General features: G+C 72.9%; 18 protein-coding genes and 2 pseudogenes. 14 read left to right on the top strand and 6 right to left on the bottom strand.

Annotated features, from left to right (window positions below; all coding sequences use genetic code 11):
* Positions 1 to 11 precede the first annotated feature (11 nt).
* Both OG393_RS09995 and OG393_RS09990 read right to left on the bottom strand, forming a co-directional pair.
* On the bottom strand, positions 12 to 1,583 hold the full coding sequence (locus OG393_RS09995; protein WP_327374297.1) for an alpha/beta hydrolase: 1,572 nt from the start codon (positions 1,581 to 1,583) through the stop codon (positions 12 to 14).
* 132 nt (positions 1,584 to 1,715) lie between these two features.
* A complete protein-coding gene (locus OG393_RS09990) occupies positions 1,716 to 4,373 on the bottom strand; it encodes a lysylphosphatidylglycerol synthase domain-containing protein (RefSeq protein WP_327378376.1) in 2,658 nt (885 codons plus the stop codon).
* A 168-nt stretch (positions 4,374 to 4,541) separates the two neighbouring features.
* Here OG393_RS09990 and OG393_RS09985 point away from each other — a divergent pair, with 168 nt between their 5' ends.
* From OG393_RS09985 to nudC, 5 genes are all read left to right on the top strand, one after another.
* Entirely contained in the window at positions 4,542 to 4,889 is a 348-nt protein-coding gene (locus OG393_RS09985; RefSeq protein WP_327374296.1) for an MGMT family protein, read from the top strand.
* Positions 4,890 to 5,042: 153 nt separating this feature from the next.
* Positions 5,043 to 8,438 carry an ATP-dependent helicase gene (locus OG393_RS09980; RefSeq protein WP_327374294.1) on the top strand — a complete coding sequence of 1,132 codons (3,396 nt, stop codon included), beginning with the start codon at positions 5,043 to 5,045 and terminating at the stop codon, positions 8,436 to 8,438.
* A gap of 115 nt (positions 8,439 to 8,553) precedes the next feature.
* Positions 8,554 to 12,150, top strand: a complete 3,597-nt coding sequence (locus tag OG393_RS09975; protein ID WP_327374293.1) for a UvrD-helicase domain-containing protein — start codon at positions 8,554 to 8,556, stop codon at positions 12,148 to 12,150.
* Positions 12,151 to 12,160: 10 nt separating this feature from the next.
* Positions 12,161 to 13,600 (top strand): dipeptidase, encoded by a 1,440-nt coding sequence (locus tag OG393_RS09970; protein ID WP_327374291.1) that lies wholly within the window; start codon positions 12,161 to 12,163, stop codon positions 13,598 to 13,600.
* A 41-nt stretch (positions 13,601 to 13,641) separates the two neighbouring features.
* Positions 13,642 to 14,589 (top strand): NAD(+) diphosphatase, encoded by a 948-nt coding sequence (nudC, locus tag OG393_RS09965; RefSeq protein ID WP_327374289.1) that lies wholly within the window; start codon positions 13,642 to 13,644, stop codon positions 14,587 to 14,589.
* A 29-nt stretch (positions 14,590 to 14,618) separates the two neighbouring features.
* Here the strand turns inward: nudC and OG393_RS09960 are convergent.
* Positions 14,619 to 14,714: pseudogene (locus tag OG393_RS09960) on the bottom strand (NrdH-redoxin); the annotation flags it as partial.
* Positions 14,715 to 14,859: 145 nt separating this feature from the next.
* Between OG393_RS09960 and OG393_RS09955 the strand changes: the two are divergent.
* Positions 14,860 to 15,528 (top strand): annotated as a pseudogene (locus OG393_RS09955) (XRE family transcriptional regulator).
* 68 nt (positions 15,529 to 15,596) lie between these two features.
* On the opposite strand, the gene OG393_RS09950 reads toward OG393_RS09955, so the two are convergent.
* Complete coding sequence (locus tag OG393_RS09950) at positions 15,597 to 15,851, bottom strand: mycoredoxin (protein WP_327374288.1); 255 nt, start codon at positions 15,849 to 15,851, stop codon at positions 15,597 to 15,599.
* 144 nt (positions 15,852 to 15,995) lie between these two features.
* Here OG393_RS09950 and OG393_RS09945 point away from each other — a divergent pair, with 144 nt between their 5' ends.
* From OG393_RS09945 to OG393_RS09925, 5 genes are all read left to right on the top strand, one after another.
* Positions 15,996 to 18,167, top strand: coding sequence for an ATP-dependent DNA helicase UvrD2 (locus OG393_RS09945; RefSeq protein ID WP_327374287.1), 2,172 nt, complete (start codon positions 15,996 to 15,998; stop codon positions 18,165 to 18,167).
* A 169-nt stretch (positions 18,168 to 18,336) separates the two neighbouring features.
* The gene (locus OG393_RS09940) at positions 18,337 to 18,711 is read left to right on the top strand and encodes a hypothetical protein (protein ID WP_327374286.1); all 375 of its coding nucleotides are present in this window, start codon (positions 18,337 to 18,339) and stop codon (positions 18,709 to 18,711) included.
* Positions 18,712 to 18,885: 174 nt separating this feature from the next.
* Positions 18,886 to 19,254, top strand: coding sequence for a WhiB family transcriptional regulator (locus tag OG393_RS09935; protein WP_327374285.1), 369 nt, complete (start codon positions 18,886 to 18,888; stop codon positions 19,252 to 19,254).
* A complete protein-coding gene (locus OG393_RS09930) occupies positions 19,251 to 19,574 on the top strand; it encodes a hypothetical protein (protein WP_327374284.1) in 324 nt (107 codons plus the stop codon). Before OG393_RS09935 ends, OG393_RS09930 begins: the two co-directional genes overlap by 4 nt.
* 115 nt (positions 19,575 to 19,689) lie before the next feature.
* Positions 19,690 to 19,869, top strand: a complete 180-nt coding sequence (locus tag OG393_RS09925) for a hypothetical protein (protein WP_327374283.1) — start codon at positions 19,690 to 19,692, stop codon at positions 19,867 to 19,869.
* 8 nt (positions 19,870 to 19,877) lie between these two features.
* On the opposite strand, the gene OG393_RS09920 is transcribed toward OG393_RS09925, so the two are convergent.
* The gene (locus OG393_RS09920) at positions 19,878 to 21,221 is read right to left on the bottom strand and encodes an ABC1 kinase family protein (protein WP_327374282.1); all 1,344 of its coding nucleotides are present in this window, start codon (positions 21,219 to 21,221) and stop codon (positions 19,878 to 19,880) included.
* Positions 21,222 to 21,262: 41 nt separating this feature from the next.
* Positions 21,263 to 22,414, bottom strand: a complete 1,152-nt coding sequence (locus tag OG393_RS09915) for a TOMM precursor leader peptide-binding protein (protein ID WP_327374281.1) — start codon at positions 22,412 to 22,414, stop codon at positions 21,263 to 21,265.
* A 220-nt stretch (positions 22,415 to 22,634) separates the two neighbouring features.
* Here OG393_RS09915 and OG393_RS09910 point away from each other — a divergent pair, with 220 nt between their 5' ends.
* The 3 genes from OG393_RS09910 to OG393_RS09900 all read left to right on the top strand — a co-directional run bounded on the left by OG393_RS09910 (position 22,635) and on the right by OG393_RS09900 (position 25,640).
* Complete coding sequence (locus tag OG393_RS09910) at positions 22,635 to 23,210, top strand: M48 metallopeptidase family protein (protein ID WP_327374280.1); 576 nt, start codon at positions 22,635 to 22,637, stop codon at positions 23,208 to 23,210.
* A 119-nt stretch (positions 23,211 to 23,329) separates the two neighbouring features.
* Complete coding sequence (locus OG393_RS09905; protein ID WP_327374278.1) at positions 23,330 to 24,946, top strand: TerD family protein; 1,617 nt, start codon at positions 23,330 to 23,332, stop codon at positions 24,944 to 24,946.
* A 13-nt stretch (positions 24,947 to 24,959) separates the two neighbouring features.
* Positions 24,960 to 25,640 carry an AIM24 family protein gene (locus tag OG393_RS09900; RefSeq protein WP_327374277.1) on the top strand — a complete coding sequence of 227 codons (681 nt, stop codon included), beginning with the start codon at positions 24,960 to 24,962 and terminating at the stop codon, positions 25,638 to 25,640.
* The last annotated feature ends 10 nt before the right edge of the window (positions 25,641 to 25,650 follow it).

The following is a 25,650-nucleotide window of genomic DNA, read 5'->3' as shown; positions in this document are numbered from 1 at the left end:
CGTGGCCGGCGTCACGTGCAGACGGTCCCGGAGACCGGCACCTTCCCCTCCAGGAGATAGGCGTCGACCGTCTTCTTCACGCAGGCGCTGCCGCCGTTGTAGGCGCCGTGCCCCTCGCCCTCGTACGTCACCTCCACGCCGACGCCCTCGCCGAGCGCGTCGGCCATCGCCTTGGCACCCTCGTACGGGGTCGCGGGATCGCCGGTGGTGCCGACCACCAGGATCGGGGCGGAGCCGGGCGCGGAGACGTCCGGGTGGTCCCAGGTGCCGGGGACCGGCCAGTCGGCGCAGCTCGCCAGGGCCCAGCCCAGGTAGTCGCCGAAAACGGCGGACGCCTCACGGAACTCCGGGAGCCGCTCCTTGGCCTGCCCCAGCGTGTAGCGCTCCTTGAAGTCGACGCAGTTGATGGCCGCGTTCGCCGCCTGGATGTTGCTGTAGCCGCCGTTCTCGTCGCGACCGTTCAGCGAGTCGGACAGGGCGAGCAGCAGGCCGCCGTCGCCGCCGTCGGCCGCGTCCAGGCCCTGCTCCAGGTACTGCCAGTACTCCTTGGAGTACAGCGTCTGCGCGATGCCGCCGATGGCCTGTGTCTGGGTGAGCTCGCGGTCGCCGATGCCGGGGATCGGCTTCTCGTCGAGGCCGGCGAGCAGCCCGAGGATGAAGTCCTCGATCTCGGCGACCGTCGAGCCGGGCAGCGCGCACTCGTCGCCGCGGGCCACGCAGTCGGCGGCGAAGTTGTCGAGCGCGAGCTGGAAGCCGCGGGCCTGGCCCAGCGCCCCGGCCTCGGTGCCCGCGCCGGGGTCGACGACGGCGTCGAGCACGGCGCGGCCGACGTTCTCCGGGAACAGGTGGGCGTACACGCCGCCCAGTTCGGTGCCGTAGGAGATGCCGAAGTAGTGGAGCTTGTCGTCGCCGAGGACCTGGCGCATCAGGTCCAGGTCGCGCGCGGCGTTCTCGGTGCCGACGTGGGGGAGGACCGTTCCCGACTCGGTCTCGCAGCCCCTCGCGTACGCCTTCTGCGCCTCGGACAGCGCCCGCTCCTCCTCCGCGTCGTCGGGGGTGAAGTCGAGTGCGTAGTAGGCGTCCAGCTCCTTGTCCGTCGCGCAGACGACGCCCTCGCTGCGGCCGACGCCCCGGGGGTCGAAGGAGACCAGGTCGTAGCGGGAGCGGAGCGACTCGTAGTCGGCGGCGAAGGCGGGCAGCCCGGTGACGCCGGAGCCTCCGGGGCCGCCGAAGTTGTAGATGAGGGAACCGATCCGGCGGTCCCGGTCGCGTGCGGGCGCGCGGATGAGGGCGAGTTCGACGGTCTCGCCGTCGGGGTCGGCGTAGTCGAGGGGGGCCTCCATGAACGTGCACTCCCACGGTGTCCCGCCGGGCAGCGGCGAGGGCGCGGGGCCGCCCCCCTCGGCCGCGGACGGCGGAGGGCAGGGGGCCCATTCCAGCCGCTGCGAGGCGAGTCCGGCGAGCCCGGACCCCGTCGGCGTCGCCGGCCCGGACGCCGGGTCGTCACCGTCCGAACACCCGGCGACGAGCAGCACGGTGGTCGCGGTGAGCAGGGCGGCGCGCTGCGTGGCGGAGATCGGCATAGCGCCATGGTGGTCCGTCCGGCGCACCCCCGCGCGGGCGGGTGGGCCATGCGGGTGGCACGGTGCCCGCCGTTTCCGTGCGGGGGCGCGGGCGCGCCCGGGGCCGGTCCTTCCCTCCCGGCCGGGAGGCGCTCAGAGCGCGCCGCGCCGGGTCAGCCAGTTGAAGCAGAGCCAGCCGGGCAGCACCGGCAGCCACAGCGTCAGCAGGCGGTAGAGCAGCACCGCCGGGGTCGCCACTTCCAGCGGGAGTCCGACCGCCACCAGGCCGAAGGTCAGCGCGCCCTCGACCGCCCCGACACCGCCGGGGGTCGGCGCCGCCGAGCCGAGCGCGTTGCCCGCGAGGAAGACCACGGCCACACTCGCGTAGCTGATCCCCTGGTGGCCGTGGCCGAACGCACGGATCGACGCGTCCAGGCAGAGCACGAACACGACGGTCAGCAGCAGCATGCCGCTGATGCCGGTGAGCAGTTTCACCGGCCGCTGGAGCACGTCCAGCATGCGCGGCACCACGCCCGCGAACAGCGAGCGCAGCCGGGTGGAGACGAACTTCCGCATGAAGGGGATCGCGGTCACCACGAGGACCAGCACGGCCACCGTCAGCAGTCCCGCGATGACCGTCCTGGACGGGGTGAGGGACTGCGACTTCTCGGTACCCGTCAGATAGCCGAAGGACAGCAGCAGCACGATGTGGGCGCCGAGGCCGAAGAGCTGAGAGGCGCCGACGCTGGCCACCGCGAGACCGGGTCGGACGCCCGAGCGCTGGAGGAAGCGGGTGTTCAGCGCGACACCGCCGACCGCCGCCGGAGCGACGATCTTCACGAAGGACCCGGCGACCTGGGCGATCACCGTCCGCCCGAAGCCGACCCGCTCCGGGACGAAGCCGAGCAGGCTCATCGCGGCGGCCACGTAGCTCAGCGCGGAGAACAGCACCGCCGCGGCGACCCACCGCCAGTCGGCCTCGCTGATCGTGGACAGCGGGGTGCTCGCGACCTGGGAGAGCAGGAAGTACGCGGCGACGGCGCCCGCGATCAGGCTGACGAGCGTGCGCGGCTTGATCCGCTCCAGGCGGACCGGTTCGACGGGTGCCTGCGGTCGGATCAGCAGGACCTGGCGGCGGATCTGGGCCAGCAGGTCCTCTTCGCGCGCCTCGTCCAGGGCCTCGTCCAGGGCCCGCTTCTCGGCCTGCTTCTCCGCCTTCTCGATCCTGCGGTCGGACTTGCGGTCCGCCTTGCCGTCCGGGGTGGGGACGGCGTCCTCGGCGCGGGCGCGCTTGCCGGCCTCCGAGGCTTCCAGCACGGCCTCGCGCTCCCGCTTCGAACGCTCCCGGGCCTGCCGTCGCAGGGTCGCCCGGGTGGAGCGGCTGAGCGCGATCGGCTGCAGGAGGGGGAGACAGTCGGCGATCGCGTCCGGGCCGAGGACCTCGACGGCGACGGAGACCGCCCGCTCGGCGCCCACCCGCAGTCCGAGCTCGGTCAGCAGCTGCGCGATGTCCATCCGCAGCACCAGATCACCGGCGGCGATCTCGCCGCCCCGCAGATCGGTGAGGATCACTTTGCCGGAACGATCCACCAGGATCGCGTCGCCGGCGAGTCTGCGGTGCGCGATGCGGCGCGACTGGAGCGCCCGCACCTGACGCCAGGCGCCGCGCACCACGTCGTCGGTGACCTCGTCGTCGCCCAGCGAGTCCAGGGTCCGGCCCCCCAGGTGCTCGTAGACCAGCATCACGGCGTCCGGGCCGAGGTCGGAGGTGGCGATCAGTTTCGGGGCGTTCGCGCCGGCGGCGATCGCCGCGTACGCGAGCAGCGCCTCCTGCTCCAGGGCCTGGCGCAGGGAGACGATGGAGCGGCGGGTGGTGATGGCGCGCAGGGTGATGCGGCGCCACGCGCGGTAGAAGAACCCGTGGGCCTGCTGTTCGCGGTCGACGACCGTGACGTCCAGAGGCGGCCCGTCCTCCAGCGTCACCAGGTACCGGCGGCCGCGGTCGCCGCTGTCGGCGGAGTCGGGCACGCCCTCGGCGCGCAGCGCGGTGACCGGGCGGAATCCCACCTTGCGTAGACCGGCGAGGAGGGTCTGGCCGGTGGGACGGACGTTGGGGGAGCCGACCGCGTAGAGCGTCCCGTAGGCGACGGTCCAGCCGATCAGCACGGTCAGGATGATCGAGAACGCGGTGGTGTAGCCCGCCACCAGCATGGTGAACGCGTCGAGCAGCAGCACCACCCACAGGACCACCCGCCAGCGGGGTCTGCGTGCCATGCCCACGGCGGTCATGTACGCGATGACCGGCGCGAGGTAGTTGTGCACCGGGTCGGTGAGTCCGCCTCCGGACTGCGGCTGCGTCAGCGCGTCCTGGATGGTGCCGGGCGCGGCCTTGGCGACCCACAGGTCGGTGGCGAGGGTGACGCCGTGGGCGAGGACGGCGGCGAGGACGCCGTCGGCGATCCGCAGACCGTCCCGTTTGATCAGGCGTTCGATGGCGAAGGCGACCGGGACGAGCAGCACGGCGATGCTGGAGACCAGGCCGGCGATCTTGACGAAGACGTCCGGGGCACCGCCGGCGCCCTTGTTGATGTCCTGCTCCAGGCCGGAGGTGGTGCCGTGCGCGAAGGCGGCGATGGCGATGACGACGGCGATCGCGAGGAGGCCGACCAGGAGCCGCATCAGGTCCGAGGGCCGGTGGACGCGGGCGGCGAGCAGCGGCTCGTCGCCGGAGACCCGCTCGGGCTCCGGCGCGCCGGGCACGCCTGGGCCGGCCCCCGCCCCGGGAGGCTGAGCGTCGGGCCCCATCACCATGTCCGTCTCTGCCTGTGCCACTGGTACCGCTCGTCCGTCTAGTCTGTCTCGTCCGTCGTGATGTTCTTGTCGCTCTTGATCTCGTATCACCAGTCACCGCCCGCACGATGGTGGCACGAAGCGGCGCCTCGCGGAGGCATCAGAGGGTTGTCGGTGGGGTGAGGCAGGATGGGCCGGATGAGCGTGGAGGAGCTTCCCGCGTACGCGGAGCGGGTGCTGGAGGTCGCCGAGCTGATTCCCCCAGGCCACGTGATGACCTACGGGGACGTGGCCGAATGGCTGGGCGAGGGCGGGCCGCGTCAGGTCGGCCGGGTGATGGCCCTGTACGGCGGTGCCGTGCCGTGGTGGCGTGTGGTGCGTGCCGACGGCTGTCCGCTGCCGGGACACGAACCGCGTGCCCTCGGTCACTACCGCGACGAGGGCACCCCGCTGCGCGAGGCGGGACGCACCGCCCAGGGGCACGTGCCGAGGATCGACATGCGCAGGGCACGGTGGGATGGCGGAACTCACACCTGACAGCTTCGGCCATGGCAGGACCGGGGGAGCGGCACGACGACCGTACGGAGTACGTCCCGGGCACCGCCCGCTTCCCGTAACGTCGACGTCCGTCCGGAGCGGCGCGCCCCGGCCCCCGCACCAGCACACCCTCCACCAGGACCGGCGATCCACGTGAGTACCTCCTCCACCACCAGAACGGCGCGACGGACCACCGGCGCGTACCGACTGGTGCGTACCGCGCCGGTTCCGGTGGATCCCCCTGTGCTGGACGCAGCACAGCGGGAGGTGGTTGAGCACACCGGCGGACCGCTGCTCGTACTGGCCGGACCGGGCACCGGGAAGACGACGACCCTCGTCGAGGCGGTCGCGGCCCGGATCGAGAAGGGCGCCGACCCCGAGCGGCTCCTCGTGCTGACCTTCAGCCGCAAGGCCGCGGTGGAACTGCGCGACCGGATGGCGACGCGCCTCGGCGGGGTGCGCCCGCCCCAGGCGACGACCTTCCACTCCTACTGCTACGCCCTGATCCGCGCCCACCAGGACGCGGAACTCTTCGCCGAGCCCCTGCGGCTGCTGTCCGGACCCGAGCAGGACCTGGCCGTACGCGAGCTGCTCGCCGGCCAGATCGACCTGGAGCGGTCCGGACTCGGCTCGGTCCGCTGGCCCGACGAACTGCGCGCCTGTCTCACCACGCGTGGCTTCGCCGACGAGGTCCGCGCCGTGCTGGCCCGCTCCCGGGAGCTCGGCCTGGGACCCCGGGCACTCGCCGACTTCGCCCAGCGGGTCGGCCGCCCGGACTGGAAGGCCGCGGCCGGGTTCCTCGCCGAGTACCTGGACGTCCTCGATCTCCAGGGCGTCCTCGACTACACCGAGCTCGTACACCGCGCGGTGCTGCTCGCCGAGAGCGTGACCCTCCCCGCGTACGACGCGGTCTTCGTGGACGAGTACCAGGACACCGACCCCGCGCAGGTCCGACTGCTGAAGGCGCTGGCGGGCGGGGGCCGCGCCCTGGTCGCGTTCGGCGACCCCGACCAGTCGATCTACGCGTTCCGCGGTGCCGACGTCAACGGCATCCTCGACTTCCCCGACGCGTTCCGGCAGGCCGACGGCGGGCCGGCCGACGTCCGGGTCCTGACGGCCTCCCGCCGTTCCGGCGCCCGCCTCCTGGAAGCCACTCGGCGCCTCACCCAGCGGATGCCGCTGAACCGGCTGCCGGCCGACAAGGTGCGCGCCCACCGCGAGCTCGCGGCGGTCCGCGGCGGCGGCCGGGTGGAGACGTACACCTACCCGACGGCCTCCACGGAACTCGACAACATCGCCGACCTCCTGCGCCGCGCCCACCTGGAGGACGGCGTCCCCTGGCACGCCATGGCCGTCCTGGTCCGCTCCGGCACACCGATACCGGTCCTGCGCCGTGCGCTCACCTCCGCCGGCGTCCCGCTCGAGACGGACACCGCCGACACTCCGCTGCGCCACGAACCTGCGGTGGCCCCCCTCCTGCTGGCGCTGCGGGCGGCCGCGACCCAGACCGGCGAGACGACGGAGGACGAGCCGCCCGCGCCCGCCGCACCGGACGACGGCGCGGACACCGCACCCACGATCGGGCCCGGCGACCCCGGCGCGCCGGAGCGGTCCCGACCGGCGCGGACGCCCCGACCGCCGGACGCCTCGCGGACCGTCGACGCGCCGGAGCCGGCCTGGCTCGACACCGGGACCGCCCTCGCGCTGCTCGCCTCGCCTCTCGCCGGCATGGACCCCGCCGACCTGCGACGGCTCGGCCGGGCCCTGCGGGACGAGGAACGAGCCGGCGGGAACAAGGTGCCGCCCCCCTCGGACGTCCTGCTCACCCGGGCCCTGGCCGAACCCGAACGGCTCGTCGCGCACGACCGGTCGTACGCCCGCGGCGCCCGGCGGCTCGGTGAGCTGCTCCGGCAGACCCGGGCCCGCCTCGCCGCCGGCGGAACGGCCGAGGAGGCCCTCTGGCTGCTGTGGAACGGCACCCCCTGGCCCGGCCGCCTGGAACGCGCCGCCCTGCGCGGGGGCGCCGCCGGCCGCAACGCCGACCGCGACCTCGACGCGCTCTGCGCCCTCTTCGAGAGCGCCGCGCGCGCCGAGGACCGAGTCGGCGGCCGGGGTGTCCGCAACTTCCTCGAAGAGCTCGACGCGCAGGACATCGCCGCCGACACCCTCTCCAAGCGTCAGGCCGCCCCCGACGCCGTCCGCCTCATGACCGCCCACCGGTCCAAGGGCCTCGAATGGAGCCTGGTCGTGCTCTGCGGCGTCCAGGAGGGCCTGTGGCCCGACCTCCGCCGCCGGGGCTCCCTCCTCGAGGCGGACCGCATCGGCCGCGACGGACTCGCCGAACCGCTCACCCCCGGCGCCCTCCTCACCGAGGAACGCCGCCTCTTCTACGTCGCCGCCACCCGGGCCCGCGACCGCCTCGTCGTCACCGCCGTCAAGGCCCCCGCCGACGACGGCGACCAGCCCTCCCGTTTCCTCGCCGAACTCGGCCCGGCGCCCGAGGACGTCACCGGCCGCCCCCGCCGCCCCCTCGCCGTCGCCGCGCTCGTCGCCGAACTGCGCGCCACCACCGTCGACCCCGAGGCGTCCGAGGCGCTCCGCGAGGCAGCCGCCCAGCGCCTCGCCCGGCTCGCCGCGCTCACCGACGACGAGGGACAGCCGCTCGTCCCCGCCGCCCACCCGGACCGCTGGTGGGGTCTGTACGAGCCCACCCGCAGCGCCGTTCCCCTCCGCGACCGGGACCACCCCGTCGCGCTCTCCGGCTCCGCCCTCGACCAACTGGCCAACACCTGCGCCCTCCAGTGGTTCCTGGGCCGCGAGGTCAAGGCCGACACCCCCGCCACCGCCGCCCAGGGCTTCGGTAACGTCGTCCACGTGCTCGCGGACGAGGTCGCCTCCGGCCGTACCCCGGCCGACCTCGACGTGCTCATGGCCCGCCTGGACTCCGTCTGGGACGCCCTCGCCTTCGACGCCCCGTGGAAGTCCGCCCAGGAGAAGGAACACGCGCGCGTCGCGCTGGAACGCTTCCTCCACTGGCACGTCACGGACCGCGGCGGCCGGACCCCGAAGGCCACCGAGCACGACTTCGACGTGACCCTCGAAGCCGGCGGGTACGAGGTTCGCGTCCGCGGGTCCATGGACCGTGTCGAGGCCGACGAGCACGGCCGCGCCTACGTCGTCGACTTCAAGACCGGCAAGAACGCCCCGACCCGCGACGAGGTCGCCCACCACCCGCAGCTCGCCGTCTACCAGCTCGCCGTGCGCGAGGGAGCGCTCGACGAGGTCTTCGACGGACACCGCCCCGAACCAGGCGGCGCCGAACTCGTCCAGCTGCGCCGCCCCGCCGCGGTCCGCGAGGGCGGGGACGCGTACCCGAAGGTCCAGGCGCAGGAGCCGCTCGCGGGAGAGTGGGTCGGCGACCTGCTGGCCACGGCGGCGGGCCGGGTCCTCGACGAACGCTTCACTCCCAGCACCGGCCAGCACTGCGCCCGGTGCACTTTCCGGGCCTCCTGCGGAGCCCAGCCGGAGGGCCGGCACATCGTGGAGTGACGGCGGGGCCCCGCCGTACCTGCCCTCCCCGGGGAGGGTGCCCCGGCGGCCCCGCCCGCCCCGACACCGCGCACCGCGGACGGAGCTGTCGGCCGTCACCGTTAGCCTCTCTGGGGTGACCTCCCACCTCACCGACCCCGAGCAGCTCAAGGAGCTCCTCGGCATCCCGTTCACCCCGGAGCAGACGGCCTGCATCATCGCGCCGCCCACCCCGCAGGTCATCGTGGCCGGAGCCGGCTCCGGCAAGACGACGGTGATGGCCGCCCGGGTGGTGTGGCTGGTCGGCACGGGCCAGGTCGCTCCCGATCAGGTCCTCGGGCTGACCTTCACCAACAAGGCCGCCGGCGAACTCGCCGAACGGGTCCGCACCGCGCTCGTCCGGGCCGGGGTCACCGACCCGGACACGACCGGCCCCGACGACCCGCCGGGCGAGCCGCGCATCTCCACCTACCACGCCTTCGCCGGACAGCTGCTCACCGACCACGGCCTGCGCATCGGGCTGGAGCCGACCTCCCGCCTGCTCGCCGACGCCACCCGCTACCAGCTGGCCGCCCGCGTCCTGCGCGAGGCGCCCGGCCCGTACCCCGCGCTGACCCGGTCCTTCCCGAACCTGGTCGGCGACCTGCTCGCCCTCGACGCCGAGCTCGCCGAGCACCTCGTGCGCCCCGCCGAGCTGGCGGCGTACGACAGCGGCCTCCTCGCCACGCTGGCCGGCGCCAAGCTCACCAACGCCGACCTGCGCAAGGTCCCCGACACCGTCGCGGCCCGCCGCGAACTGCTCGACCTCGTGGTCCGCTACCGCGCGGCCAAGCGCTCCCGCGACCTCCTCGACTTCGGCGACCAGATCGCCCTCTCCGCCGAGCTCGCCACCACCCGGCCCGAAGTCGGCGCCCTCCTGCGGGACGAGTTCCGGGTCGTCCTCCTCGACGAGTACCAGGACACCTCCGTCGCCCAGCGACTGCTGCTCTCCGGTCTCTTCGGCCAGGGCACGGGGCACGCCGTGACCGCCGTCGGCGACCCCTGCCAGGCGATCTACGGCTGGCGCGGTGCCTCCGTCGCCAACCTCGACGACTTCCCGGCCCACTTCCCCTTCCGGGACGGCCGCCCCGCCACCCGCTTCGCACTCTCCGAGAACCGGCGCAGCGGCGGTCGCCTGCTCGACCTCGCCAACGGACTCGCCGCACCCCTGCGCGCCATGCACGAGGGCGTGGAGGCGCTGCGTCCGGCACCCGGCGCGGAACGGGACGGCGCGGTCCGGATCGCCCTGCTCCCCACCCATGCCGAGGAGATCGACTGGCTCGCGGACTCCCTGGCCCACCTCGTCCGCACCGGCAGGGAACCGGGCGAGATCGCCGTCCTGTGCCGTACGGCCACCGACTTCCCCGCCATCCAGGCCGCGCTCGTCGCGCGGGACGTGCCTGTGGAGGTCGTCGGCCTGTCCGGGCTGCTGCACCTGCCGGAGATCGCCGACCTCGTGGCCGTCTGCGAAGTCCTCCAGGACCCGGGCGCCAACGCCTCGCTCGTCCGCCTCCTCACCGGCCCCCGCTGGCGCATCGGCCCCCGCGACCTGGCCCTCCTCGGGCGCCGCGCCCGGCTCCTGGTGCACCGCGGGGGGGACGCCGACGGCGGCGACGCCGACGAACGGCTCGCGGCGGCGGTCGAGGGCGTCGACCCGGCCGAGGTCGTCTCGCTCGCAGACGCGCTCGACACCTTCCTGGAGTCCGGCGGAGAGGACGACGGGCTGCCGTTCTCCGCCGCCGCCCGGGTCCGCTTCGCGCGCCTCGCCACCGAGCTGCGGTCCCTGCGTTCCTCCCTCGCGGACCCTCTGATGGACGTGCTGCACCGGGTACTGGCCGCCACCGGCCTGGAGGTCGAGCTGTCCGCCTCGCCGCACGCCCTGGCCGCCCGCCGCCGTGAGACGCTCTCCCACTTCCTGGACATCGCGGCCGGCTTCGCCTCCCTGGACGGCGAGGCGACCCTGCTGGCCTTCCTCGGCTTCCTGCGCACCGCCGCCCAGTACGAGAAGGGCCTCGACAACGCCCTGCCGGGCGGCGAGAACACCGTCAAGGTCCTCACCGCCCACAAGTCCAAGGGGCTGGAGTGGGACGTGGTCGCGGTGCCCGGTCTCGTCACCTCCCAGTTCCCCAGCACCCGCGCCCGCGAGGCGTGGACGTCACAGCCCCAGGTGTTGCCGCACGCCCTGCGCGGCGACGCCGCCACCCTCCCGGCGATCGACGGCTGGGACGCCAGGTCCCTCACGTCGTTCAAGGACGCCATGCGGGAGCACCAGCACACCGAGGAGCTCCGTCTCGGCTACGTGACCTTCACCCGGCCCCGCTCCCTGCTGCTCGGCTCCGCCCACTGGTGGGGCCCCGCGCAGAAGAAGCCCCGGGGGCCGTCCGCGTTCCTCCTGCGACTCCACGACCACTGCGCCGCGGGCTTCGGCGAGATCGAGGCGTGGGCCGCCGAACCGGAGAAGGACGCCGAGAACCCCTCGCTCAGCGAGCGCCGTCCGGACGAGTCCTGGCCGCTCCCATTGGACCCGGTCGGTCTCGGCCGTCGCCGCAGGGCGGCGGAACAGGTCAGGGCGGCCCTGCGCGCCGGCGGGTCCACCGGGGACGCCCCGGACACCGACGGGCCCGGCCCCTTCCCCGCCGGAGCGCCGGACGAAGTCGCCGCGGACGTCGCCGCCGAGGCGCCGTGGCCCGAGGAGGAACCGCCCTGGCCGGAGGACGAGCCCTGGCCGGACGAGGAGCCGTGGTCCGACGAACCGTGGCAGGACGGCGCGTCCGGTCCGCCGACCGCCGAGGCTCCCCGCCGCGGACCGGCGCACGAGTCCGCGCCGGCCGCCCCCGGCCCCCAGGACCGGCCGGGCGGCCGTGTCCCCACCCCCCGGGACCCCGAGCGCCCCGCGCACGGCGCGACCCTCGAGGAGGCCCGCGACCACGCTCCGGAGCTCACCCCCGAGGAGGCCCGGACCCTCGCCTCCTGGGACCGTGACCTCACCTCCCTCACCACCGAACTCCGCCGCGCCCGCGCCACCACCCGTGACGTCGTCCTGCCCGCGTACCTCTCCGCCTCCCAGGTGCTCCGGCTCGCCGCTGACCCCGACGGCTTCGCCCGGGACCTGGCCCGCCCGATGCCCCGCCCGCCGCAGCCCGCCGCGCGGCGCGGCACCCGCTTCCACGCCTGGGTCGAGTCCCGCTTTGAGGAACTCCCGCTCCCCCTGCTCGGGCCCGACGAACTCCCCGGCGGTGAGGACTTCGCCGGCGAACCCGAGATCGCCGACGAACGCGACCTGGACGCGCTCAAGGACGCCTTCGCCCTCACCCCGTACGCCCACCGCACCCCGTACCGCGTCGAGGTCCCCGTGCACCTCACCCTGGCCGGACGCGTGGTCCGCGGCCGGATCGACGCCGTCTACCGGGACGCGGAGACCGGGGCGTTCGAGATCGTCGACTGGAAGACCAGCCACCTGCGCACCGCCGACCCCCTCCAGCTCGCCCTCTACCGTCTCGCCTGGGCCGAGCGGCACGGCCTCGCCGCGGAGGACGTCGCGGCCTGCTTCGTCTACGTGCGGACCGGTGACGTGGTCCGCCCCGCCGGCCTGCCCGGCCGCGCCGGACTCGAGGAGATCCTGCTGGGCGCGGCGCCCGGCCACGCGCCCGCGAGCGCACCGGCCCCGGACAGACCCGCACCGGGCGCCGGATAGGCTCGGGACCATGAGCGACACACCGGACAGCGCCGTCCAGACCGCACGTACGCGGGCGGTGCGCACGTACATCGAGCAGCACCGCGCCGCCTTCCTCGACGACCTCGCGGACTGGCTGCGCATCCCGTCCGTCTCGGCGCAGCCCGACCGGGCCGCGGACGTGCGGCGCAGCGCCGAGTGGCTCGCCGCCAAACTCACCGAGACGGGCTTCGAGACGGTCGAGGTCTGGGAGACCGACGGCCTCCCCGCCGTCTTCGCCGAATGGCCGTCCGGTGACGCCGACGCCCCTACCGTGCTGGTCTACGGCCACCACGACGTGCAGCCCGCCGCCCGCGAGGACGGCTGGCACACCGACCCCTTCGAGCCGCACGTCGCCGACGGGCGGATGTACGCCCGCGGCGCCGCCGACGACAAGGGCCAGGTCTTCTTCCACACCCTCGGTGTGCGGGCCCACCTCGCCGCCACCGGCCGCACCGCGCCGGCGGTCAACCTCAAGCTGCTCGTCGAGGGCGAGGAGGAGTCCGGTTCCCCGCACTTCCGCGCCCTGGTCGAGGCCCACGCCGACCGGCTCGCCGCCGACGCCGTCGTCGTCTCCGACACCGGCATGTGGTCCGAGGACACCCCGACCGTGTGCACCGGCATGCGCGGTGTCGCCGACTGCCAGATCGAGCTGTACGGCCCCGACCAGGACATCCACTCCGGCTCGTTCGGCGGCGCGGTCCCCAACCCGGTCACCGTCGCCGGGCGGATCGTCGCCGCCCTGCACGACGAGGACGAGCACGTCGCCGTGCCCGGCTTCTACGAGGGCGTCACCGAACTCGGCGACGCCGAGCGCGCGCTCATCGCCGAGCTGCCCTTCGACGAGTCCGCGTGGCTGCGCACCGCCAAGTCCCACGGCACTCTCGGCGAGGCCGGCTTCTCCACCCTGGAGCGGGTCTGGGCCCGCCCCACCGCCGAGGTCAACGGCATCGGCGGCGGCTACCAGGGCCCCGGCGGCAAGACGATCGTCCCGGCCTCCGCGCAGCTCAAGCTCTCCTTCCGCCTGGTCGCGGGCCAGGACCCGGCCAAGATCGAACTCGCGGTCCGGGACTGGCTCGCGGCCCAGGTCCCGCCGGGCATCCGGTACGAGATCACCTTCGGCGCCCCGACCCGGCCCTGCCTGACCCCGCTCGACCACCCGGCGCTGCGGTCCGTCGCCCGTGCCATGAGCACCGCCTTCGACGGCGCCCCGGTCCGCTTCACCCGCGAAGGCGGATCGGGCCCGGCCGCCGACCTCCAGGACGTCCTGGACGCCCCCGTCCTCTTCCTCGGCATCTCGGTACCGTCCGACGGCTGGCACGCCCCGAACGAGAAGGTCGAGCTCGGCCTGCTCATGAAGGGCGTCGAGACCACCGCCCATCTGTGGGGCGAGCTGTCCGCCGCCCTTCCGGCAGCCGCCCCGCAGCGCTGAACGCCGCACCCATCACCGATCCGGGGGAGTTGGAAGCACCTGTGAGCACCAAGAGCAACGAGACCGCGGAACGACCGATCGGGCTCACCGCCCCGAGCGGCATCGACCGCGCGGCCCACCACCGTCTGGACGAGGCATGGCTGGCGGCGGCCTGGAGCCACCCCAGCACCCTCGTCTTCGTGGTCTCCGGCGGCCAGGCGCTGATCGACGACACTCCCGACGGCCGGACCGAGCTCGTCATGACCCCGACCTTCGAGGCCCCGGTCACCGAGACCCACCGCTACTTCCTGGGCACCGACGCCGAGGGCGTCTCCTACTTCGCCCTCCAGAAGGACGCGCTGCCCGGCCGCATGGACCAGTCCGCCCGTCCGGCCGGACTGCGCGAGGCCGGACTGCTGCTGTCGCCGAGGGACGCGGGCCTCATGGCACACGCCGTCGCCCTGGAGAACTGGCAGCGGCTCCACCGCTTCTGCTCCCGCTGCGGCGAGCGCTCCGTCATCGCCGCGGCCGGTCACATCCGCCGCTGCCAGGCGTGCGGTGCCGAGCACTACCCGCGCACCGACCCCGCCGTGATCATGCTGGTCACGGACGAGCTGGACCGTGCCCTCCTCGGCCGGCAGGTGCACTGGCCGGAGGGCCGCTTCTCCACTCTCGCGGGCTTCGTCGAGCCCGGTGAGTCGGTGGAGCAGTCCGTGGTCCGTGAGGTCTTCGAGGAGGCGGGTGTCACGGTCGGCGAGGTGACCTACGTGGCCAGCCAGCCCTGGCCCTTCCCCTCCAGCCTCATGCTCGGTTTCATGGCCCGCGCCACCTCCTCGGAGATCAACGTGGACGGCGAGGAGATCCACGAGGCCCGCTGGTTCTCCCGGGAGGACCTGACCGCGGCCTTCGAGTCGGGCGAGGTGCTGCCGCCGTACGGCATCTCGATCGCCTCCCGGCTGATCGAGCGCTGGTACGGCAGACCGCTGCCGAAGCCGGGCGACGTCGTGTGACCACGGCGCCGGGACAGGGGAGGGCCCCCACCGGGCGCCTGCTTGACCTGGGCGAGGCTCGGGTTGGTCAGGACGACCTCGGAGCCACCGGCGGCGGGCAGGATCTGCACCGTCGGCACGGTCTTGCGGCTGTGGCTTGTCTCCGGTCACCAGGAGCGTGCCCGTTCGGCGCCCCATCGGCGGGGCGATGATCCGGGCCTGTACGTCCACGAACCCGACTTCCTTCAACCGCGCCTCCCACTCGTCCGGCTCGTAGTCCCGGGGCGGGATGTGGGAGAGCCGAACGAGGCTTCCAAGCGGTTGGTGCAGCGCTGGGAGCCGGGGACGAGCAAGCCCCCCGGGGTGTGTACGCGCGTGCCCTGGAGAGGGTTACGGGGCGTCCCGTGGAGGCTCTGGGGTTCACCCTGCCGGTACCGATGGCCAGGGTTCATGCAGACGGGACAGGAGGGCATGACATGGACGCAGGACAGGGCGGGGTCACCTCCGCCGCCGTCAGCGCCCACACGGCAGCACAGGCCGATGGGGAGTATTCGGGGGTGTGGCTGAGCAGGTACGAGTTCTCCTCGTCCAGTCGGGGCGACGCGTACGAGGGCAAGCACTACGTGGTGATCGTGCAGCACGGGAACCGGCTGACCGCTCAGAGCCTCCCGGGGGGCGTCGAGCAACCCGGACAGTCCGCCGACCCTCGACCTCACCGTAGATCGGAACGTCGTCACCGGTTCGTGGGTCGAGCAGACGGCCGCCGATGGCTACTACAACGGTGCCCGATACCACGGAGCCGTTCAGCTCCTGTTCGAGCCGACTGGCCGGAGGATGGCCGGGAAGTGGGTCGGGTTCGGCGAGGACTTTGACGTGAACACGGGACCGTGGGAGCTACGACCTGTGGATAGGTCCACATCGAAAGCGATCTTGGAGCAGTACTCCCGCGCCCCTCAGTGATCTCTGGGACGTGAGCAGGGCCCCTGCCGAAGCAGGGGCCCTGTCGTATCTACGGGGGATCGGGAGGGTCAGACGGCGAGGGCCTGCTTGACCTGCGCCAGGCTCGGGTTCGTCATGACCGACTCGGCGCCAGAGGGGGAAATTGCCAACACCGTCGGAACCGTCTGGTTGCCTCCGTTGGCCTTCTCGACGAACGCGGCCGAGTCCGGGTCCTGCTCGATGTTGATCTCCGTGTACGCGATGCCCTCGCGGTCCATCTGGCTCTTCAGCCGACGGCAGTAGCCGCACCACGTGGTGCTGTACATCGTCACAGTGCCCTGCATGGCCTGGAGCTCCTTCGTTCGCTGGTGGCTGCCGAGGGAAGAACGCGGGACCCGCCCCCACCATTCCCGTGTTCGTACGACCGGTGACCGGGGCCTGTGGACAAGCCGCCGCATCCACCCCCGTGAACCTGGCAGCATGGCGGGGTGACAGCAGCAACGCACTCCTCTCTTTTCCCGCGGGTACCCGAGTCGGCCGACGCGGTGCTCGACGGGCTCGACCCCGAGCAGCGCGAGGTGGCCCTCGCCCTGCACGGCCCGGTGTGCGTGCTGGCGGGAGCCGGCACGGGCAAGACCCGGGCCATCACGCACCGCATCGCCTACGGGGTGCGGGCGGGGATACTCCAGCCGGCCAGTGTGCTGGCCGTCACCTTCACGAACCGGGCGGCCGGCGAGATGCGCGGACGGCTCCGCGAGCTCGGCGCGGGCGGAGTCCAGGCCCGCACCTTCCACTCCGCGGCCCTGCGCCAGCTCCAGTATTTCTGGCCGAAAGTCGTCGGTGGTGAGCTTCCCCGGCTCCTGGAGCGCAAGATCCAGCTCGTCGCCGAGGCCGCCGCACGCTGCCGCGTCCGCCTCGACCGGAACGAGCTGCGCGACGTCACCAGCGAGATCGAGTGGGCGAAGGTCACCCAGACCGTCCCCGCCGACTACCCGGCGGCCGTGGCCAAGTCGGTCCGCGACGCACCGCGCGACCCGGCCGAGATCGGCCAGATCTACGCGATGTACGAGCAGCTCAAGCGGGATCGCTCGGTGATCGACTTCGAGGACGTGCTGCTGCTCGCGGTCGGCATCCTCCAGGACCGTCACGACATCGCCGACCAGATCCGCGGGCAGTACCAGCACTTCGTCGTGGACGAGTACCAGGACGTCTCCCCGCTCCAGCAGCGTCTGCTCGACCTGTGGCTCGGCGACCGGGACAGTCTGTGCGTCGTCGGGGACGCCAGCCAGACGATCTACTCCTTCACCGGTGCCACCCCCGACCACCTGCTGAACTTCCGCACCCGGCACCCGAACGCCACGGTGGTGAAGCTGGTGCGCGACTACCGCTCCACGCCTCAGGTCGTCCACCTCGCGAACGGGCTGCTCAGCCAGGCCCGCGGCCGGGCCGCCGAGCACCGTCTCGAGCTGGTGTCCCAGCGTGACCCCGGCCCCGACCCCGCCTACACCGAGTACGCCGACGAGCCCGCCGAGGCGGAAGGCACCGCCCGCCGCATCCGCGACCTGATCGCCTCCGGGGTCCCGGCCGGCGAGATCGCCGTGCTGTACCGCGTGAACGCCCAGTCCGAGGTCTACGAGCAAGCCCTCGCCGACGCCGGAGTGCCCTACCAGCTCCGCGGCGCCGAGCGCTTCTTCGAACGCCAGGAGGTGCGCGAGGCCGGAGTCGCCCTGCGCGGCGCCGCGCGCGCCGGAGGCAACGACTCCCTGCTCGACGACGCCGAGGACCTCCCGGCGCAGGTCCGCGCGGTGCTTTCCACCAAGGGCTGGACGACCGAGCCGCCCGCCGGCTCCGGCGCCGTCCGAGACCGCTGGGAGTCCCTCGCCGCCCTGGTCCGCCTCGCCGAGGACTTCGCCCGTGCCAAGCCCGGGGCCACTCTGTCCGACCTCGTCGCCGAGCTCGACGAGCGGGCGGCAGCCCAGCACGCGCCGACGGTCCAGGGCGTCACGCTCGCCTCCCTGCACGCCGCCAAGGGGCTGGAGTGGGACGCCGTCTTCCTGGTCGGGCTCACCGAGGGCATGATGCCGATCACCTACGCCAAGACCGACGAGCAGGTCGAAGAGGAGCGTCGGCTGCTCTACGTCGGGGTCACCCGGGCCCGGTTCCACCTCTCCCTGTCCTGGGCGCTCTCCCGCTCGCCGGGAGGTCGTGCCTCCCGGCGGCCGACCCGCTTCCTCAAGGGGCTGCGACCCGGCTCCGGCTCCCTGGGCGCCGCGGGGGCCGGGGGAGGCGGCTCCGTCGAGCGGGGCGGCGGCCGGCGCAAGCGCCGCGGCCCGGTGCTCTGCCGGGTGTGCGGTTCCACGCTCACGGAGGCCGGCGAGATGAAGCTGATGCGCTGCGAGGACTGCCCGTCGGACATGGACGAGGCGCTGTACGAGCGGCTGCGGGAGTGGCGCTCCGAACAGGCCAGGGAACTCGGGCAGCCGGCCTACTGCGTCTTCACCGACAAGACGCTCATGGCGATCGCGGAGTGCGTGCCCTCCAGCGACGGCGAGCTCGCCGGGATCTCCGGTGTCGGGGCCCGCAAGCTGGACCGGTTCGGGGCCGATGTCCTGGCCATCTGCGCAGGCGAGGAGCCTGGCGGAGCCGACGAGACCCCCTGAGGAAAACTCGTCGGAAAAATAGTTTGCGCCTTCCCCGTCAAGCCCCATAGGTTCTTAACCACGGAAACGGCGGCTTCTTCGAAGCCCTGTCCCCGTGCTGTACTTGTCCGCATACCTGAGGGTCCGGTTCACGCCGAGCCCTCCGAGACGCCGAGAGGAGGCGATTCCAGTGATCAGCTACACCGACAGCAACAGCAGCATCCGCTTCGTCGGCATGGACAAAATGACCGGTCGCTCGGTCGTCTCCACCTGCTCGCTCGGCCTCTCCGGCTCGGCGTTCGCGGGCAACGGTCTCTTCGGCGCCGGTACCCCGGGTACCAGCATGCCCGGTTTCGCTTCCCTGCGGCCGGCGGCCGTCCTGACGGGTCAGCCCGTCATGGAGCGCGATGAGCGACCGACCGAGGCACTGGAAGCAGGAGTAGCGGCATGCAAGGCCTCGGCCCATGCCATTGCGGCGACCGGTGCCGAAACCGAGCAGCAGACGACGAAGCACTACACGATGTGGGCCATCCGTGGGCTCGAACCCTGGAGCGATCCAGTCTGATCTTCGATCAGGCCGGCGCCTTCAGGGCCGCGGAACCCCACCCGGGATCCGCGGCCCTTCTGTTTGTCCCCGAACGGGGAGGACGGAACGAAGGAGCCTCGGGACAAGCAAGAACCCGGTACCAGCCGAAACCCCGGCCAACAGGCCGGAACAACCAGACGAGGAACGACCACCGTGCAACTCGAAGCGCACGCCCCGTCCGTACCGCCTTCCGAAACGATCCCCCCGCCCGGCCTCACGGAGGACACCCCCTTGACCCCCCTCACGACGCTCACCGCGCTCGACGAAGCGATCGACAACCTCGGTGTAGCCGTCCCCTGCCGTTCGTACGACCCGGAGGTCTTCTTCGCCGAGTCCCCGGCGGACGTCGAGTACGCCAAGTCGCTCTGCCGAAGCTGCCCGCTGGTGGCGGCCTGCCTCGCCGGCGCCCAGGAGCGGCGTGAGCCGTGGGGCGTCTGGGGTGGCGAGCTGTTCGTCCAGGGCGTCGTCGTCGCCCGCAAGCGGCCCCGTGGCCGCCCGCGCAAGAACCCGGTCTCGGCATGAACATCACCGGAACCATCGACCGACCCCTCACGCACGATCCCCAGAAGCTGGCCCCGATGACCTCTTCCACCCGGGAGCCCTCCGGCTCCGCGACCCCGGACATGCACACCACCGGTGCGCACGCCTCGCGTCAGAACAGGACCCGCGAAATGCAACTCATCCCAGAAGCCATGGCTCGTGCCCATATGCACGAGCGTCTGCGTGAAGCCGACGCGGAACGCCAGGCCCTGCGCCTGGTCGCCGCCCGACGGATGCAGCGGCGTGCCGAGCGAGTGTCCCTGCGCGCCCGCCGCGCCCTCGCCATGGCCGTCATGCACTGAGTGCCCCAGGGCACGGGTTCCTCCCGGTGAACCCTCGCGGGGGCCGGTCCGAACGGACCGGCCCCCGCGGTGCGTTGTCCTGCGGACGGCCCCCCGCCGGACTATCGTCACCAGAGTGAATGACGCCCGACCCGAAGAGCCCGTCGTGTGCGCGCGCTGCGGCAAGACCGCCGAGGAACTTCCGGTGACCTGGACCTGCTCCGTGGAGAACGGCAGCCGGTACTACGTCTGCGACGTCTGCGCCCGCGAGAACATCCGTTCCATCGAAGGGCGTCTCGACTCCACCTGGTGGTGACGGCTCGGTCAGTCGGCCGCGACGAACCCCGGCAGCCACTCCTCCAGCTCGTCGCGCAGCCGAACCGTCGCGTTCAGCTGGCACAACACGCCGATCGTGCTCAGCGTCACACGATGGATCAGCAGGTACGAGGGCGGCAGATTGAGCTGCTTGCCGAGCTGGTGGGCAGGGGATCGCGGGTCCGCGATGCGGGCGGCTTGGGTCCGGATCCACCCGCGACTGAAGTCGAAGGAGTCCGCCTCCGCGGGTTCGATGATCGGCAGCAGGTACGCGAGGACCGCGTCGGGGTCCAGATCGATCGAGTCCTTGACGAAGCCCTCCTCGCACAGCAGCCCGTAGACCCCCTCGGCATCGCCCTCCAGGGTCATGCGCAGACAGGTACCGATGGTCTCGGGCAGCCCGCTCGGCAGCCGGTCCACCGTGCCGAAGTCGAGCACTCCGAGCCGCCAGTCCTCCGGCCCGCGCGAGGCATCCGGCCCCGGCAGCAGCCGGAAGTTCCCCGGATGCGGATCGGCGTGCAGCAGTCCCGTGCGGGCCGGACCGGAGAACAGGAAGCGGGCCAGGAGCTGACCGGCCCGGTCGCGTTGCTCCTCGGTGCCGTCCGCGATCACCTCCGACAGCGGGACGCCATCGATCCACTCCGTCACCAGCACCTGCTCCGACTGGTGCACCACCGCGGGCACCACCACATGAAGGTCGTCCGCGAACTCCCGCGCGTGCTCCCGCTGGGCGCGCGCCTCCAGCGCGTAGTCGAGTTCCTCGGCGACCCGCTCGCGCATTTCGGAGATCAGTGGCTTGACGTCCATGCCCGGGACGAGCGGGCCGAGCAGCCGCGCGAAACGGCTCAGCTGAGTCAGATCGGACAGCAGCGCCTCACCCGCGCCCGGGTACTGGACCTTCACGGCGACCTCGCGCCCGTCATGCCACACGGCCCGGTGCACCTGCCCGATCGACGCCGCCGCGGCCGGCTTGTCCTCGAACTCGAGGAAGAGTTCCCGCCATCCGGCTCCGAGCCGCTCCGCCAGGACCGTGTGGACCGTGCTCGTCGGCATCGGCGGAGCGGCCTCCTGGAGTCTGGTGAGCGCCGCGCGATACGGGCCCGCCACCTCCTCCGGCAGCGCGGACTCGAAGACGGACAGGGCCTGCCCGAACTTCATCGCCCCGCCCTTCAGCTCACCGAGAACCTTGAACAGCTGTTCCGCGGTCCGCTGTTGCAGCTCGCGGGCGACGATCTCGGCGGACTTCCCGCCGATCCGTCTGCCCAGGCCCCAGGTGGCCCGGCCCGCGAAGCCCAACGGCAACGCGGCCAACTTGGCGGTCCGAGTGACCGCCTTCCGGGGAAGATCAGACATGAGCCCCTCCAGTTCCCAGACTGCCGTGCCGCGCAGGGCCGTTACCCCGCCATTGTGTCCTGCGGGGCGGTGACCCCCGAGGCATGCTCCCCCTCTTCCCGGCCGACCGCACCACACGGGCACGCCGGATGCGCTCGCAGGCGTTCCGTCCGCCACTCCAGCAGCGGGAGCGAGGTCTCCCACCGGGCCTCGGTGCTCGCCGGCAGTTCCCCGTCCAGGAAGGCCAGCGCGTGCGCGGCCGCCAGCCCGGCCACCGCCGTGGCGAGGGCCACGTCACAGGCCGGCACGGCGGGCGGCGGGCCGGAACGCCACTGCGCGAGCATCCGCGGCCAGTACGGCTCCCGGTCCGTCCGCTCCTCCTGCAGACAGCCCGCGCAGGCCGTCCCGCCGGGCAGGACCAGTGGCCCGACCACGCCCGTGGCCTCCAGGACGCCCGCGTACAGATGTGGGACGCCGGTCTCGATCCAGCGGTGGGCCGGCAAGGGGTCGGGGATGTAGGCGCCGAGGCCGTCCCTCGGAGTCATCACGACGAGTGAGACACCGGGCTCGCTCCCGCCGTCACCCGGACCGGCGCGCGCCTCGCGCGGCACTCGCCCGCCGGGCGCCGCGCGGCCCACCGCCCGGCGCGCCGCCACCGCCCTGCGCTGCCCGACGGCCTCGGCCGGCAGTCCGCCCGGCGAGGTCTCCCACGGCTCGACCGTGCCGGAGTCCAACACCTCGACACCTCCCACTCCGGCGGCCGAGAGCAGCGACGCCACCGTCGCGCCGACCCGGCCGGCGCCGCGCACCTGGACGCGCAGGACGCGCCGGGCGTCCAGCCGCCGCGAGGCGCCGTCGGGCTCCGGACACGCCACGGAGAGTGAGGACAGGTCTGCGCGGAGCGGGTCCAGCGCCGGATCCGTCCGTCCCGACGCCCCCGCCTTCCCGGGCCGGAGCGCCGAGGCGTCCGCCAGCAGCCCCGCCTCGGCGAGTCGCCCGAGCAGCTTCTCCAGCCTGCCCTCGGGCAGCCCCAGCGCCCGTGCCTCGGCGCGCAGCAACTCCACGCCGCGGGTGCCGTCCAGCAGCCCGAGCAGGCTCCCGGTGGCCGTGTCGACCGGCCCCAGGACCACCGCGTGGGCCGGTGTGGCCCCGAACTGAACGAGCTGCAGATTCCGCCAGGCACGCCGCAGCGCCGGTTTCACCATCGGATGCATTTCCGTCCCCCGTCGATCCGTGAATCCCGTATTCGATCTACTTCGGTCCGGGATCTCCTTCCTGAACCCTTGTCAGATTGCCCCGATGCCGAGTCCGCCGCGAAAAGTTGTCCACAACGGCGGTGTGCTGATCATTCGAATGCGGTGCGGTGGAGGGATCACGCGGGAACCGCCCCTGGAGGCGGGACTTCCCCCACCGGCAGCGGGTAACGTCGGGCGCGTGCCCGCCGATCCACAGCGCAGCGTGACGAGGAAGCCGCCCCGCGGCTCGGGGACGAGTGCGGTCGAGGTCCGCAGGAGCGCCCGGCGCCGCAGAACCGTCTCCGCCTACCGCGAGGGCGACCGCACCATCGTGCTCATCCCGGCCCGGATGTCCGAGGCGGAGGAGCAACGCTGGGTGACCGTCATGCTGGACAAGCTCGCCGCTCAGGAGAACCGGCGCGTCCTCGGCGACACCGAGCTGAACGCGCGCGCCGAGCGCCTGTCCGCCCAGTACCTCGGCGGCCGGGCCCGGCCCGCGTCGGTGCGCTGGGTGACGAACCAGAACACCCGCTGGGGCTCCTGCACCCCCTCCGAAGGCAGCATCCGGCTCTCCCACCGGCTCCAGGGCATGCCCGAGTACGTCGTGGACTACGTCCTCGTCCACGAACTGGCGCATTTGCTGGTGCCGGGGCACGGCCCCCGGTTCTGGCGGCTCCTGGACGCCTATCCGCGGACCGAAAGGGCCCGTGGATACCTGGAGGGCGTGGTCGCCGCGGACCGGCTGCCCCACCTGCCGGCCGCCCGCGAGGCATGAGCGCGCGTCCCGATCTTTTCAGCCTTGTACCGAACGCGTACCTGCTTGCCGCGTCGCCGGAACCAGCCGTTAGCCTGGCGCGACGCATTCACATTCGGGATGGGGGACGGTCGGTACGCATGGCCAGGGAATTCCAACGCGGCCACAAGGCCAAGATCAGTGATCTGACACCGGGAACGGATCTGTACGTCGGTGTGCAGATCGCGGCCCCCGGGCTGACCTTCGACATCAGCTGTTTCGGCCTCGACGCGAACGAGCAGCTCTCGGACGACCGGTACTTCGTCTTCTTCAACCAGCCGAAGACGCCGGAGGAGTCCGTCCAGTTGCTCGGCGCGCAGTCCGGCGACACGGAGTCCTTCCGTGTCACGCTCGACCGCGTCCCGGCGGACATCCACAAACTGTCCTTCACCGCGACCATCGACGGCGCCGGCCGCATGTCGCAGATCGGACCCGGCTACATCCGGATCGTCGCGGGCGGCGAGGAAGTCGTCCGGTACGCCTTCACCGGCTCGGAGTTCTCCACCGAGCGGGCGGTGATGCTCGGCGACTTCTACCTCAAGGACGTATGGCGCTTCGCCGCCGTCGGCCAGGGATTCGACGGCGGCCTCGAGGCCCTGCTGAAGAACTTCGGCGGCGAGGTCGCCGAGGAAGAGCCCGAGGCGCAGGCCCCGCCCACCCAGGCGGTGCCCGGTTTCGCGCCGCCCCCGCGGGCGGCCGAGCCACCTGCCTTCGCCGCGCCGCCCGCCGCGCCCCAAGCCCCCCAGCCCGCCCCGGCGTTCGGCACCCCGCCCGGCCCGCCGACCCCGCCGGCGCCGGTCCACCCGATGCACTCGGCTCCCACGATGGCCGCGCCCCTGGCCCCGCCCGCCGCGCCCTACGGCCTGCCGCCGCAGGCACCGCAGCCGCCGCAGCCGCCTCAGTACGGGCAGGTTCCCGGACCGGCGCAGGCTCCCGGCGGCGCGACGCCCCCGCCCTACGGCACCCCCGCGCCCGCCCCCTACGGGCAGCCGCACTTCGGCACACCCCCCGGCATGCCGGGCGCGATGGGCGTCCCGCAGGGCGCACCGCCCACCGGCGCCGGACTCGCCGCCGCGCTCCAGCCGTACAAGGAGACCGCCACCGGGGCCCGCTGGACCCCGCAGAACCAGCAGCTCATGCGGGTCGACCTGGCCATGGGCGGCAGCCCCGTGCTCGCCCGCCAGGGCAGCATGGTGATGTACCAGGGCAAGGTCGAGTTCGGCTACAAGGGCGCGGGGTTCGCCGGCCGGATCGTCGGCAACGCCACCGGCCAGGAGATGCAGCTGATGCGCTGCACCGGACGCGGCCAGGTCTTCCTCGCCGAGTCGGGCACCCACCTGCATCCGATCGAGCTGCAGGGCGACGGCATCTGCGTATCCGCCGAGAATGTGCTCGCCTTCGACGAGTCGCTGCAGTACGAGGTCCGCCGCATCGAGGGCCACGGCATCCCCGGTGGAGCCCTCTTCACCATGCTCTTCCAGGGCACGGGCACAGTCGTCGTCAAGACGCACGGCGTCCCGGTGGTCCTGCCCGTCACGCCCACCACCTTCGCCGACTCCAACGCCGTCGTCGCCTGGTCGGCAGCGTCCCAGGTGATCCTCTCCAGCCAGGTCCGGCTGCGCCGCAACGCGTACCCCGGACACAGCGGGGAGACGGTGAACCTCCAGTTCCGGGGAGCCCCCGGGAACTTCATCGTCGTCCAGCCGTACGAGGTCTGAGGGAGCCCGAACCATGAACCAGCAACTCGCGGGCTACGCCCCGACTCCGATGGCGGCCCGGATGGAGAACCACGGTCCCTCCATGCTGAAGGTCGCCATGGCCGCCGGCCAGGACCTGTACGCACGGACGGGCTCGATGGTCGCCTACGAGGGCTTCATCACCTACGAGCCCAACCCGCCCGCCGTCCGTCAGGTCGCGCAGGCATGGCTCACCGGCGAGGGCGCGCCCGTCATGAAGTGCTCCGGGGACGGGCTGCTCTACCTCGCCGACTACGGCGCGGACGTGGTCGTCATCCGGCTCGAGAACGAAGCGCTGTCCGTCAACGGCACCAACCTCCTCGCCTTCGACGCACAGCTCCAGTGGGGCGTCGAACGGGTCAAGGGCCTCGCCAAGTTCGCCGGACAGGGCCTGTTCAACGTCCAGGTCTCCGGCACCGGCTGGGTCGCCCTGACCTCGCGGGGCAGGCCGATCGTCGTCGACTCCGGCAGCGGCGAGGACGAGACCTACGTCGACCCGGACGCGCTCGTCGCCTGGTCGCCGACGCTCAAGGTCAAGGGCAAGCGCAGCTTCAAGGCCGGCGCCCTGATCGGAAGGGGCAGCGGTGAGGCATACCAGATGGCCTTCTCCGGCCAGGGCATCGTCGTCGTACAGCCGAGCGAGGACAGCACCGACCGCCTGCGGGCCCGGGGCTGAGGGGAGCGAG

It is taken from the genome of Streptomyces sp. NBC_01216 (assembly GCF_035994945.1).
Classification (GTDB): domain Bacteria; phylum Actinomycetota; class Actinomycetes; order Streptomycetales; family Streptomycetaceae; genus Streptomyces.
The sequence above is the reverse complement of the archived record's forward strand: the minus strand, read 5'-3'. Positions and strand labels throughout refer to the sequence as shown.

What these genes read in the sequence shown, in the direction of transcription:
- OG393_RS09990 (WP_327378376.1), bottom strand. Translation starts at nt 4,373, where the DNA reads ATGGTGATGGGGCCCGACGCTCAGCCTCCCGGGGCGGGGGCCGGCCCA.
- OG393_RS09930 (WP_327374284.1), top strand. Translation starts at nt 19,251, where the DNA reads ATGAACATCACCGGAACCATCGACCGACCCCTCACGCACGATCCCCAG.
- OG393_RS09950 (WP_327374288.1), bottom strand. Translation starts at nt 15,851, where the DNA reads ATGCAGGGCACTGTGACGATGTACAGCACCACGTGGTGCGGCTACTGC.
- OG393_RS09905 (WP_327374278.1), top strand. Translation starts at nt 23,330, where the DNA reads ATGGCCAGGGAATTCCAACGCGGCCACAAGGCCAAGATCAGTGATCTG.
- OG393_RS09985 (WP_327374296.1), top strand. Translation starts at nt 4,542, where the DNA reads ATGGGCCGGATGAGCGTGGAGGAGCTTCCCGCGTACGCGGAGCGGGTG.
- OG393_RS09915 (WP_327374281.1), bottom strand. Translation starts at nt 22,414, where the DNA reads ATGCATCCGATGGTGAAACCGGCGCTGCGGCGTGCCTGGCGGAATCTG.
- OG393_RS09995 (WP_327374297.1), bottom strand. Translation starts at nt 1,583, where the DNA reads ATGCCGATCTCCGCCACGCAGCGCGCCGCCCTGCTCACCGCGACCACC.
- OG393_RS09900 (WP_327374277.1), top strand. Translation starts at nt 24,960, where the DNA reads ATGAACCAGCAACTCGCGGGCTACGCCCCGACTCCGATGGCGGCCCGG.
- OG393_RS09920 (WP_327374282.1), bottom strand. Translation starts at nt 21,221, where the DNA reads ATGTCTGATCTTCCCCGGAAGGCGGTCACTCGGACCGCCAAGTTGGCC.
- OG393_RS09970 (WP_327374291.1), top strand. Translation starts at nt 12,161, where the DNA reads ATGAGCGACACACCGGACAGCGCCGTCCAGACCGCACGTACGCGGGCG.